Source organism: Paenibacillus sp. LjRoot56 (assembly GCF_964253335.1).
Classification (GTDB): Bacteria; Bacillota; Bacilli; order Paenibacillales; family NBRC-103111; genus Paenibacillus_E; species Paenibacillus_E allorhizoplanae.
Genome location: NZ_CAXURV020000007.1, coordinates 82,501 through 94,822 on the forward strand (window position 1 = coordinate 82,501; position 12,322 = coordinate 94,822).

At 44.7% G+C, this 12,322-nt stretch carries 13 protein-coding genes (1 of these 13 cut by a window edge); 3 read left to right on the forward strand and 10 right to left on the reverse strand.

The genetic code is table 11. The features are described 5' to 3' along the window. A protein-coding gene (locus ACSQ8O_RS35000) for an acyl-CoA dehydrogenase family protein (RefSeq protein WP_436245479.1) crosses the window boundary here: on the forward strand, positions 1–769 show its 3' portion. Its footprint begins 392 nt before the window's first position; the window shows 769 of its 1,161 coding nt (coding positions 393–1,161); its start codon lies beyond the left edge, outside the window; the stop codon is at positions 767–769. A gap of 13 nt (positions 770–782) precedes the next feature. On the opposite strand, the gene ACSQ8O_RS35005 is transcribed toward ACSQ8O_RS35000, so the two are convergent. The 4 genes from ACSQ8O_RS35005 to ACSQ8O_RS35020 all read right to left on the reverse strand — a co-directional run bounded on the left by ACSQ8O_RS35005 (position 783) and on the right by ACSQ8O_RS35020 (position 4,020). After that, a complete protein-coding gene (locus ACSQ8O_RS35005; RefSeq protein ID WP_056612930.1) occupies positions 783–1,493 on the reverse strand; it encodes a PIG-L family deacetylase in 711 nt (236 codons plus the stop codon). Next, positions 1,490–1,801, reverse strand: a complete 312-nt coding sequence (locus tag ACSQ8O_RS35010; protein WP_056612929.1) for a DUF1806 family protein — start codon at positions 1,799–1,801, stop codon at positions 1,490–1,492. Before ACSQ8O_RS35010 ends, ACSQ8O_RS35005 begins: the two co-directional genes overlap by 4 nt. 84 nt (positions 1,802–1,885) lie before the next feature. Next, positions 1,886–3,496: a glycosyl hydrolase family 18 protein gene (locus ACSQ8O_RS35015; RefSeq protein ID WP_436245480.1), complete on the reverse strand. Its 1,611-nt coding sequence runs from the start codon at positions 3,494–3,496 to the stop codon at positions 1,886–1,888. A gap of 170 nt (positions 3,497–3,666) precedes the next feature. Further along, the gene (locus ACSQ8O_RS35020; protein WP_436245481.1) at positions 3,667–4,020 is read right to left on the reverse strand and encodes a response regulator transcription factor; all 354 of its coding nucleotides are present in this window, start codon (positions 4,018–4,020) and stop codon (positions 3,667–3,669) included. 299 nt (positions 4,021–4,319) lie between these two features. On the opposite strand from ACSQ8O_RS35020, the gene ACSQ8O_RS35025 reads away from it, so the two are divergent. Together ACSQ8O_RS35025 and ACSQ8O_RS35030 are read left to right on the forward strand one after the other, a co-directional pair. Next, the gene (locus ACSQ8O_RS35025; protein ID WP_436245482.1) at positions 4,320–5,465 is read left to right on the forward strand and encodes a sensor histidine kinase; all 1,146 of its coding nucleotides are present in this window, start codon (positions 4,320–4,322) and stop codon (positions 5,463–5,465) included. 18 nt (positions 5,466–5,483) lie between these two features. Then, on the forward strand, positions 5,484–6,170 hold the full coding sequence (locus ACSQ8O_RS35030; protein ID WP_056612921.1) for a response regulator transcription factor: 687 nt from the start codon (positions 5,484–5,486) through the stop codon (positions 6,168–6,170). 66 nt (positions 6,171–6,236) lie between these two features. Here the strand turns inward: ACSQ8O_RS35030 and ACSQ8O_RS35035 are convergent, their stop codons facing one another. The 6 genes from ACSQ8O_RS35035 to ACSQ8O_RS35060 form a co-directional block, all read right to left on the reverse strand. After that, complete coding sequence (locus tag ACSQ8O_RS35035) at positions 6,237–6,932, reverse strand: glycerophosphodiester phosphodiesterase (protein WP_436245483.1); 696 nt, start codon at positions 6,930–6,932, stop codon at positions 6,237–6,239. Between the two features lie 75 nt (positions 6,933–7,007). Then, positions 7,008–8,141 (reverse strand): hypothetical protein, encoded by a 1,134-nt coding sequence (locus ACSQ8O_RS35040; RefSeq protein ID WP_436245484.1) that lies wholly within the window; start codon positions 8,139–8,141, stop codon positions 7,008–7,010. After that, positions 8,134–8,895 (reverse strand): glycerophosphodiester phosphodiesterase, encoded by a 762-nt coding sequence (locus ACSQ8O_RS35045; RefSeq protein WP_436245485.1) that lies wholly within the window; start codon positions 8,893–8,895, stop codon positions 8,134–8,136. The genes ACSQ8O_RS35040 and ACSQ8O_RS35045 overlap by 8 nt, the downstream gene beginning before the upstream one ends. Positions 8,896–8,926: 31 nt before the next feature. Continuing rightward, the gene (locus ACSQ8O_RS35050) at positions 8,927–9,757 is read right to left on the reverse strand and encodes a carbohydrate ABC transporter permease (protein ID WP_082595349.1); all 831 of its coding nucleotides are present in this window, start codon (positions 9,755–9,757) and stop codon (positions 8,927–8,929) included. A gap of 10 nt (positions 9,758–9,767) precedes the next feature. Next, positions 9,768–10,712, reverse strand: coding sequence for a carbohydrate ABC transporter permease (locus ACSQ8O_RS35055; RefSeq protein WP_436245486.1), 945 nt, complete (start codon positions 10,710–10,712; stop codon positions 9,768–9,770). A gap of 97 nt (positions 10,713–10,809) precedes the next feature. Beyond that, complete coding sequence (locus tag ACSQ8O_RS35060) at positions 10,810–12,117, reverse strand: ABC transporter substrate-binding protein (protein WP_436245487.1); 1,308 nt, start codon at positions 12,115–12,117, stop codon at positions 10,810–10,812. Between the last annotated feature and the right edge of the window lie 205 nt (positions 12,118–12,322).

The window sequence follows — 12,322 nt, forward strand, 5'->3', positions numbered from 1 at the left end:
TGAAGCTGCATCTGGTAGTCCCAGCCGAGGCGGAAAACCCGAAACTACAGCGCTCCCGACAGCCGACGGATGGCTAATTACGGGGCGTAAAACGTTTAGTACCCTTTCACCGATCCTAGATCGTTTTGTGGTATCAGCTTTTATCCCGGATGAAGACGGAACAGCGGACTTCCTCGTTCATCGAACAGATCAGGTAACTATCGTGGAAACTTGGGATACACTCGGGATGCGAGCGACAGGCAGTCATGATGTGGTTTTGGATGGGGTTTTCGTGGATAAAACCATGAGGCTTTCTGGAAAAGGCGTGGATGATGGCGGCGGCTGGCTTTTACATATTCCGGCTTGTTACTTGGGCATTGCCATGGCGGCACGTGATTATGCACTTGAATTCGTTCATACCTATCAACCGAACCATATGAACGAACCGATCTCTTCACTCCCCTCTGTCCAGCATGCCATCGGCGAGATGGAAATCGAACTACGAACTGCACGTGCACTCCTTTATGCAACGGCGGATCGTTGGGATCAAGAGAAGTTCAACCGACCAGCATTAAAACCAGAGCTAGGCTTGGCCAAGTATGTTGCTACCAACAATGCGATCAAAGTCGTGGACCTCGCGATGAGAATCGTCGGTGCCGCTAGTTTGTCCCGCAAGCAGCCTTTGGAAAGGTACTATCGGGATGTTCGCGCAGGCCTGCATAATCCACCAATGGATAGTACAGTGCTTCATAACTTAGCCAGTGCTGCCCTAATCGAGAAGTCCTTGTGATCTAAGGGAAATACTAGAACAAATTATCGTAAGTTTTGGACGGAGATTCAATGTCCGCTTTCAAAAAGTATTCATATCGGCCGAATTTCTTTAACGCCTCATGGTCTGGCAGCCATACCCACTCATCTATTTCCGTCTGGCAGCGGTGAGCCCGGAACGCTGCCAGTTTAGCTTTCAAATGAGCTGCTACATCAATTTTCATGACATCCTTATGGGAATACCCAAACCGTTCCGGACGCTCCATCGCATCACCGAACGTTATGAAATATAACGAGTCCAGATGTCCTGTTCGTTGACATGCAGCCGTCGTAGCCTTCCCAATAGCACAATGATCGGGGTGTCCACCTAACGTTTCGTGAAACGTGAGCACGACATCTGGATTCACATCACGGATTAGAGCCTCAACTCTTGAGGTCAGGCTTTCCTCATCAATAAACTCAACTGTCTTGTCGCGGATATCGAAAAAAAGGAGCTGCTGGATGCCCAAGCATTTGCAGGCATCTCGTAGTTCAATTTCACGAGCAGCCGCCATCGTTTCCCGATTGAGATACGGTGGATTGCCCATTCGGCGTCCCATATCTCCGCGCGTGGCACTCACCAGCGTAATGTTGACCCCTTCACTAGCGTATTTGGCAAGTGTCCCTCCACAAATAAATGACTCGTCGTCAGGATGCGCAAATACGGCGAGCAGCTTGTTCGCTGCGCCTCTTTGGGTAGTATTCATTCTGGAAACGGCTCCCTTCCAATGTGTAGCGCAACGTTCATCCGACCTCGATCATCATATCCGGCCAGTAAAAGACAGCCGTTTTCATCAATTTCATAATGCGTGATCGCCTCCATTCGCAGCCAACCATGCCCATCGAATCGGAGTGCCGTACGAAATGGTCCTTCCCCTGCTATAAAGGCATGGGTAACCTTGATCTTAAAATTACGCACGAAGACAAACGAAGTCGCTTCGCTATGGATATAGGCTTCAATCCCGATGAAGGACTGAAGCTTGGTTTCAACTTTTGACTTAACTATTGGGATCATCTTGTTTGTCTCTCTTTTCTGAAAGGGATGAATGACTACATAATCGTATCACAGCTTTTTATGAGGTCGATCTTTATACCACTATTACTTAGCCGCTTGCTCTCCAATTCGCTCCCAATCCGATGCCGTATAGTTGCCCATATACCATAAGGAAACAGCTTGCAGGTCATAGAACTTGGCGAGCCAAATCTTCTTGGCTATGCTCTGCGAATCTTCGTAGTACAATACATGGCTGCCCCGCTCGTCCGCGAACGTAGCTTTCTTCAAGAAATAGGGCATGTCCCACGTGGTATTCACACCTGGCATCGCCAGCCTTTTCTCAACATCAGCAATGGCTGGTTTAAGGGCGGGCCCGGTTACGCCAGCTTGGGTGACCCACTGGTTCGCCTGTTTGGAAATACCAAGAACAAGCTTCTCCTTGGGTATCGATTGCAGCGCGGTTAGCACGGTATCGTTCACTAATGGCAGGGGTGCCGATGGTAAAACACTTTCATTATGTGTGAAGTCATAAGCCATAAGGATCACCGTATCGGCTAGCTTTCCGATCTCTTTTAAATCATAACCCTTGTAATAATAAATCGGCGGAACGGCTACCGACAATGTAAGCGAACCTAACTGACCTTTCAACTCCTGAAGAAACTCGGTATAGTCGACTGCACTTCCTGCTTCCTTCAATCCTTCAAAATCAATGCTTACCCCCGTAAACGAGTAGGCTGGATCTTTTAAAGTACTGAGCAACGATGCAATAAAGGTCTTTTTGGCAGATTCATCTTGAAGGAAGTCTTTTAAATTAGCACCATCATAGAAAACCATCAATTCCTTCGTAACTTGGGCAGCATCCGCAGTGGCAATGACCTCTTCATAACCAAGTGGAACCCGATAATCCGGAGATTTGATGTTCAATGAAGCCGTTCCAGCACCGCTATATACCAAGCTAGACCAACCAAGAATCACATGAGAAAGCTTATTCATCTGCTTAATCGCGGGGTAGGAGGTAAGGGCATAATAACCTGTGAAATCGATCTTATGTTCAGCAATCCGCTTATCAATCAAACGATAGATAACAGCTGCTGCCTGCTTACGAATCAAAGACTCTTTCGGGCTAAATCCTGTCTGATCTCCCTCCATAATACCTCGATGCGCTGCGTAATATACATAAGGTTGCATTGCCTCATTTATAGTTGAATTATCCTTAAAACCTCTAACAACCTGCTCTTTCTTCCAATCCATGGTTAACCATTGTTGACGAGCCTTTTCACTTTCAGACTCCAGCAACGATTTCCCTACGAGCATCGCAACTTCTTCTCTCGTGATCGTCTGCGCTGGATGAAGCAAGCCCTCCTGATCTAGTAAACTATCAAGCCATTTCCGTTCGAAGACAGCAGCAATATAAGGTGCCGACCAACGGTCCTTCGCTACATCAGCGGGAGTACTCCCCAGTGCAGCTTTACTCTCTATTTTACCTGCCATAACGAGCAACTTAATGAAAGCCTCTCTAGACAAGTCATCATTGGGACGATAGGTTTGGTCCTCATAGCCGTTAATAATGCCTAATGCGGATAAGGTGTAAATCGGATCCTTGGCATAGTCTTGTTCCTCATCCTTGAAGGGCTGTAGTTGTACATCGTAGGCAAAAGCGGTATTTGCAAACAATAGAACAAACAGCGTGCCGAATAAGATTGTTTTTTTCAACATAAACGTCTTCTTCCCTCTCCCTCTATATCTGCTACTGCTAGAATTAGTTTCATAGCAACATAGTAATAGACGCAGTGGGCTGCTGATTAGTTACGCCAAAATGAAAAAACCGTCCCATCACCTGTTGTGATTATGGACGGTTTGCTTTGGATCACCAGATAATGACATCCCTACTTTTCCTCGGACAATCGGTTACTTTCACGAAAGTAAAGCACATGATTAAATAACAGAGAAAGTAATTTCCGCATCGATTTGATGCCAGCTTTGTTCATTATATTAGCAAGATGAATCTTGACCGTTTTTTCGCTGATCCTACAACGTTCGGCAATTTCGTGATTGGAAAAACCATAGATAGCGACCATCAGGAAAATTTCCGACTCGCGCTTCGTAATTTGATACCTATTCGAAAATACATCCATAGAGTTACCTGTTTCCTGAATTAGAAACTCATTCATACGCTCGTAATCCGTGCTACATGAGGCATGCATGCCCCCATTTTTCCTATCAAGCCAGTCTTCTTTCAAGTCGTACTCCCTCCTACTCAGGGTTACGTTCCAATAATTGTTTCAGCGGCAAATATAAACTCAAGATTAGAAGAATGCCACCTAGTAAGTTCCATAAAATCATCAACATTTGGACATGCCTCCTTGGAAATTCCATAATTCCTCTATCTATATTATAGATGCTACTAAAGACCTATCCAAGATGAAGAAGTTCACTAGATATGCAACCTTTTCGACACTTTATGCGTTCTATGTATGACTTAAGTCATGTTTATGGTAAAATAAGCAGTAAATAAAGCTTTGTATTTGAGGGTAAAGATATGGATGTACATTTAAATAAAAACATGACTCTCACCTTGAATATCATCGTGATGGGTGCAACACTCTCACTATTGTTTCACACGAGTAAATTTTCAGTAGGACTTCTGCTGCTAGCTTGTAGCTATGTGGCTGCCGTCCTTATGCGGGATTATATCCTAAGGATTGCTCTGCATAGTAGGAGTGGCTTCCAGTTTTTATACGCTCAACTCGCGTTGGCTCTCGTTATCTGTGTATGGTCAGAAAGTTATTTCTCTCAAATTTACCTCTTAATTCTCATTGGTGAGTTCACCTTTCATCACGGTAGAAAGCATGCCATTATCTTTACGATCGTCAATTATGTTTGTATTCTACTAGGCGTCATGATCTATCGTCAGTTTCCGCCTTTTGAGGACATCTATTTAATTATTCCTAGAGTGATTGATTTCTTTGCGATCTACGGGATGAGCTTGCTTGCTAGGATTGCGTTTCAACAAAAGAATCAATTAGCTATCGACAACGAGCAACTGCGGATAGCCTCAATTGCATTGGAGCAGAAGGCCAAATTACAAGAACGGACGCGAATTTCCCGCGATATTCATGATTCGGTTGGACATACGCTGACATCAGCGTTAACCGGATTACAGACGGCAGCGCATGCTTTGGAGAAAAGCCATTATCCAATCGCCAAAGAGATGATCGATCGAACGAAAGAAAGTATTCTCAGAGGTCTAAATGATGTACGAAGCTCTGTCCATGTGTTGCGCGAGAACTTCCCAGATCACTGCTTCATACCTGAGCTTATTCGGTTGATCGAGGATACGAAAAAGCAAACTAACGTGGATATTGCCTACACTATAGATACCACGACGCCTGATCTGACACCTATTATCGAGCTTACGATTTATCGGGCACTACAAGAAGGTTTGACGAATGGCATTCGCCATGGCCTAAGTACTTATTTCCACTTCTCATTGTCGTATCATGAGGAAGTTCTTCGCTTCGTTTTGTCCGATAATGGTCATCCACCACTCGAAATTGTGTATGGTTACGGACTTAATGCGATGAAAGAACGCGTGGAAGATGTTGGAGGAACGTTTTCAATACGTAACAATGGTGCATCTGGCGGAGTAACACTGGATATAGCCATACCCTTCAGTCGAAAATGATCGGAAGGAGTGATCGAATTGTCTCAAACAACCATTCTTATCGCAGACGACCAACCCCTCATCCGCGATGGATTAGCAGCTATTCTAGGTATGGAAGAAGGATATAAAGTCGTAGCGACAACGGGGGATGGCATAGCCACCATAGAACAAGTACAGTTGCATCGTCCTCAACTCGTTATGATGGATATCCATATGCCCAAGCTTGACGGCTTAGAGGCTACCAAACAAATCAAAGCCGAATTCCCGGAGATTAAGGTACTTATTTTGACCTCATTTGAGGATGAAGCCTACATATGGGAAGCGATACGTCACGGTGCCAGTGGGTATCTAGTGAAAGGCGTCGAAACGAAAAAAATACTCTCAACCATTCAGGTCTGCTTAGATGGTGGCATTACATACCCGCTAAGTATTCAGCCGCGCCTTGTCCAAGCACTACGTTCCTCAGAGGAACAGGAAGAAAAGGCACTGGAGGAAAATCTACAATCGATTGAGACACAACCACAAGAAAACAAGTTGTCTGGTCTTTCTGTTCAGGAACGGAACATTCTGAAGAATTTGAAACAAGGAAAGTCGAATCAAGCTATCGCTTCTGACATGTTTCTGACCACGGGGACTGTGAAGAATTATTTGAGTGCTATTTATAAGAAGCTAAATGTCTCTGGACGGTCGGAGACGATTGCCTATTTGCATGAGAATGACCTGTAGGAGTGGCTAGATGATACGTAAAAAGGAGGAGCCCACAACATCGTCGTGAGCTCCTCCTTTTCCATATTAAAATACGGTAATCCATCTCTCGAGCTCATTCGTGCATGCCCAAATGTGAGGATATTGCGACCGCAAATTCCGCATATCTTGTTCATCATCGATCGTCCAAGCAATCAACTGTATACCCGCTTCATCGCAGCGATGAACAAATTCATCTGTTAAATAAATATGTTTCACAGATACATACTTCGCATTAATTTCCTTAGCAAGTGGGAATACCGCAGGTGTTGCGCCGTAAAGGACGAGTCCCAGATTAATATCCCGGGATAGTTCCCTTGTTCGAACGATAGCGTAATGATCGAAGGAAGTTACGAATACTTGATCCTGAACCCCTGCAACTTGAATCGTCTCCAATACTTGCTCCTCTAAACCTGGATACAACAACCCGCTCTGTTTCAGCTCAATATCTACCTGAGCTTTCCCCTTCGCCAGCAAAAGAACTTCCTTCAGTGTTGGAATTTGCTGACCTCCGCCTGCGTCCAATTTCCGAATTTGCTCAAATGTGTAGTCTGCAACACGGCCTATACCATTTGTTGTTCGATTCACGGTTGTATCGTGAATGACGACAGGCACTCCGTCTTTCGTAAGTTGAACATCCAACTCCAAATGACTGTAAGACAAATCTAAAGCTGCCTGAAAAGAGGATATTGTGTTTTCCGGGTACTTTTTTGGGTAGCCCCTGTGAGCTAAGCCAGTGATCATGTCGTGTTGTCCACCTCCGGTTATCATGTATACCTTATAATCATAACGCAAAAATAGACAACCGACCACTGTACCTCAATCACTCCAGGGCAGCATATAAATTCGCTCTAACGCATAAGTCGTGGAGGTTTTGTATTTGGTTGCACCCGATTCAAATAAGATGTACATGTGGCCCTTCCATTTAAATATGCCTTCAGCCATCGGTGCAATTTCCATTTTCTCCATCTTGTTCTTATTGTCTAGAAACCAGACAGGTACTTCAGATTGTCCGAGTTTAACCGTCGTATGCGGTTTATCCGATAAATTGTTCTTATATCGCGTTAAGTCGCTGATACTGTTTCTTCCGTACGACTGACTGAGCCATAAGCTGCCCTTGTCGAGATACATCCCTTGAACACTGTCAGGCAGCGAAATAATCATATCAGGTACAACCGGCCCCGACGCTTGCAATTTAGAACCACTCGGCAAGTCTGTCGAAGGGTCAAGCTTATAGCCGACAGCCCAAGCTTTATGCTCCTTCTCATCTCGGTTCGTCATGTAATGTGAAACGTCCGTAGGGTAGCTGGCGCCCTGTGCAAATTCACCAACCCATAAGATGCCATCAGCAAAAGCATTAAATGAAGCGCGTGTATCCGTTTGAACAGCTCCTTTAAAGACAATTTTACCAGTTTTGTCCGCCTGCAACAGATCATCCTTGGGGAAATAGTAGGCGTTGCCCTCGGATGATATCCAGATGTATTTGTTACTAACAGCAACACCGCCTGCATGACCTGTATAAGGTGTAGTCTCGTTCTTAAAGATCTCAAGAGCTTTGAGCATCTCTCCGCTCTTCTCATCAATAACCGAGATAATGCTAGGCTTGCCGTCCTCGCGGTAATGAGTGACCAATAGCCAATTCTTCTCTTCCAAGTACGCCATACCTTGCGGGATCGCATTCTGCTTTAATGCCGGGATGACAGGTCCCTGCTTGCTCTTTTCAAGAAATGTTCGGATTTCAGGCATATCCACACGAATCTTAATGCCCGCTTCTTCTTGGGTTATCCCCGCCATTGTGTTCATCACCTGCTTAGGAGTAGCAACTGCCTCGATCGGTGTAGCTGATGGAATCACCTTAGCATTGGCAATCGCTATTGGCTTCTGACAGCCTACCGTTGTTAACGCGATCAATCCCGCCACAACCACAACATAAGCGAAGTGAATCCTAGTCATCCTTGCCCCCTAAGGGCAGACTCCACGCTGTCAAAATCTTGCGCAGTTTACCAGGGAAATCAGTAATTATACCAGAAGCTCCTTTTTCGATGGCTTGTTTCATCTTCTTTTCGTCATTAATCGTCCAAGGATACACCTGGATTCCTTTACTTAAGGCATCCCTGATATCCTCTCGGTTAATCCTTTTAAAATTAGGATGCAGGGAATACACCGGAACCCCAAATCCTGTCGCCAAACCGGCGTGACTTCCTGGATTGATTTCATATAGAAGCCCGATTTTCGCTTCAGGCAGCAAAAGTTTTAGGAAGAGGAGGCTTTTGTGATCGAAGGAGGAGACAACCACATTATGCACACGATCTTTTCTTTTCATGAGTTCGATCAGTGCTGGTTCGAGCTTACGGTCGTATGAATCTTTAATCTCTACATTAATCATCACTTCCGGCGGAACAAGGTCGAACACTTCTTCTAGTGTTGGAATTCGTTCACCTTCATATTGTGAGCTGAACCAGCGACCCGCATCAGCCTGTTTTAATTCAGAAAGCGTCATCTCATGTACGACACCCTTCCTATCTGTTGTTCGATCAATAGTGAAATCATGAATGACTATGATTTCACCGTCTTTGGATAAATGAACGTCCAGTTCAATGGCGTCGCAGCCCTGTTCAATCCCGAGACGGAAAGCGCCGAGTGTATTCTCCGGGGCCTCCCCTTTGGCACCACGATGAGCGATGACTAATACTGATGGTTGCGTCATATTCACACATACCTCCTATGCATTATGCATGTTATTTAAAAGTGGAATTGGCCATAGCAGCCACAATGTATTTTTGCGCAAAAATAAACAACACGACGATCGGCAAGATTATCAGCACACTCGCCGACATAATGATATGCATATTTAATGCTTCATCCCCAGCGATCGAATCCCGCATCATTGAAATACCAACAGTTAACACGCGCATTTTGTTCGAATTCGTCATGATGAGCGGCCAGAAATAGGCATTCCAGCTACTAATAAAGCTGATAACAGCTAAAGTAGAGACGGTAGGCATGGCCATCGGCGTTAGTATTTTGTACAGCACCTGAACCCGATTGGCACCATCCACTTTCGCCGCCTCGATCACATCATTATTAATCGAGCGAAACATTTGTCGGAGGAGGAAAATGCCATAAGCAGATGCAGCATGCGGAATGATAAGCGCGTAATACGTATTAATCCAATTCAACTTCGACATCAGTACATATACCGGTACGAATACAACCTGTTCTGGCACGATAAGCGCAGCGAGTACGAGTGCGAACAACTTGTCTCTGCCAGGGAATGTTCCCTTCGCAAAAGCGTAAGCCGCCATAAGACCAATATTAATCTGCAGAAAAACAATCCCCACAGTTTGAATAACCGTATTCAGCGTAAACCGATAAAATGGAATGGCTTTAAATGCGGTGGCAAAGTTCTCCCACATCACCTTATCTGGCCAAAATGTCGGAGATGACATCCGGAGCTCGGCCGGCGTTTTTAAAGCGGTAATCAGCATCCAATAGATCGGGAAAAACATCAAGAGCGTAATGATAACGGCAATACCGATACGGGTAGTGTGGAGCAACGGTTTTGTCATGTTCTTGTACCTACCCTTCGTAATGAACTTTCTTCTTAGACACATACATCTGAACCATGGTTAACAAGATAATAATTATGAAGAAGATCACCACTAAGGCTGATGCACGGCCTGTTTTGAAATCCGTAAATGCCATTTCATAGATCCAGTACACCATGGCTTTGGTCGACTCTAGCGGCCCACCGTTCGTGATAACGTCAACGGACTGGAACACTTGCATCGAAGAGATGAAATGGGTAATGACAAGGAACAATGTAGTTGGAGAAAGAAGCGGAACCGTAATTTTCCAGAATTGCGTCCACTTCGATGCCCCATCGATACCGGAAGCTTCGTAGTATTCAAGCGGTATACTTCTTAGACCGGAAATGAAAATAATCATCGTAAAGCCGACGCCTTTCCATACCCCAACGGCAACCAGCACCCACAGCGCTGTTTTCGTATTCGTAAGCCATTGGATAGGCTCGAGTCCTATCCATTTCATGATGTTATTCATCAGACCGTAATGACCGTTGAAAATCCACAAGAAGATCATTGAGACGATAACCATTGATACATAGTGCGGCATGAAAATAATAGCCCGCATGAAATTGAACGTGCGCGAGGTGTGATTAAATAACAAGGCGAGCAGTAATCCAATGCCAAGTGTTAACAAAACATCCGCTACCGTATAGGTGAATGTAACCTGAAGCACCTTATAGAAGGTCTTACTGGTTAACAAATATTCATAGTTATCGAATCCGATGAACTTCTTCGTCGGCTTCGTCATATTCCAGTTCGTAAAGCTTATATACAACGAGTTAGCTAGTGGATAATAGATGAATACCATCAGGATGACCAATGCAGGTATGGCAAACGAGAAATCTTTCAAATATTCCAGTAGGCGGGAACGAGAACGTGTTCTCACGATACCGCCAACTTCTGGATGAATCTGGCTCGGCTTGTTGTCCGTATTCATGGCGTATCCCCCTCTCAACTTACTTAAATGAACTGTCGTGTAGAAAACCTCAGCTTTCTACACGACGAGACAGCTAATTATTTCGAATTATTTCGGATTAACTTTCGCTTAAAATGGTATTGATTTCTTTCACAGCTTCTTTCATCGTCGGTTCTGGATCTGCATTCTCCAAAATCATCTTACCTACGACTTCCATATACTTCTTGCTGAACTCCGGATAAGCTGGGTGCTGTGGACGTCCTACAACGTTATCAAAGTTATCAAATACAGCTTTGTATTGTGGCAGCTTAGCAAAATATTGCTTGCCTTCATCGGTATTCAGTACCGATTTGTGCGTTGGTAAGTAGCCCGTTCCTTCAGCCCACTTGATGTTGTGCTCAGCATCTGTCATAAACTTGATGAACTTCCAAGCAGCTTCCTTCTGTTTAGCTTGCGCACCTTCCATCATGACAATTCCTGCTCCGCCAATATGTGATTTGCGCTCTTTATCACCAGGAATGAAGGATACACCAACTTCAAACTTCGCATTCTGCAAGTATGTTTTCAATACCGCTGATGTATGCTGTACCATAGCTACCTTCTCATCCAAGAACATCTGTCTCATCGTATCCGATGCACCTTTACCGTACCCCATATGAAGGGAACCATCTTTCAACCATTTGTTGAAGTTTTGGATCCATCTCATGCTGTCTGGTTGATCTAGCAACGTTTTGGTATGCTCAGGGTTAAGAATCGAGCCTCCGCCATTTGAAATCCACGGGTCCATATACCAAGTATCCCAACCAGGAACTGAGAATGCGTAACGAGTCGTTTTCCCATTTTCTTTAACGGCTACTTTCTTGTTAAACTCTTCAATTTCAGACCACTTTTGAGGAGGTTGCACGCCGAGCTTATCCAGCATGGTTTTGTTGTAAATCATAACGCTCGTGCTGACAATTAGCGGGAAGCCGAATTGCTTTTTATCATATGAATACGCTTGCACCATACCTTGTGAGAAGTCGTTCATGTCTACTTTATCCCGTTTGATATACCCGGATAAATCTGCGAAAGCACCGCTGTCTGCAAAGCTCGGAAGCGCAGATACTTCTACGTTAGTCACAGCTGGTACATCTTTCGCTGCAATGGCTGCCTGAAGTTTCTTTTGCAAATCAGCGTAAGCTCCCTGGAACACAGCTTCTACCGTAATGTTCGGATATTTCTTCTGGAATGCCGCGATCATGTCATTCACAGCGGGCATTTGAACTTCTGCGTGGGAATGCCAATATTGAATCGTAACAGGCGTGTTATCTTCAACTGCTGGCGGAACCTCAGCCGTCGTCTCTGTACCGCCGCTGCCGCAGGCCGTTAATGCTGTCAATAACAAAGATGATGTCGCTAGTGTAGTTATCCATTTTTTACTTTTCATATACAAATCCCCTCTCTGGATTAAAGCGAATTTTCATTGATCGGTATCGTTCGTGGACGAGATAAGCATAAAAAAGGAGAACATTAAGCAGACAAGAAACAGAAGGGCCGCACACTCATGCACGGTCCGTTCGTCTCTTGGGCTGTCTCAATGATCTCCGCACCCAATCGTTTTGAACGAAATAAAAGCGTTTTCTTTAGTGAGA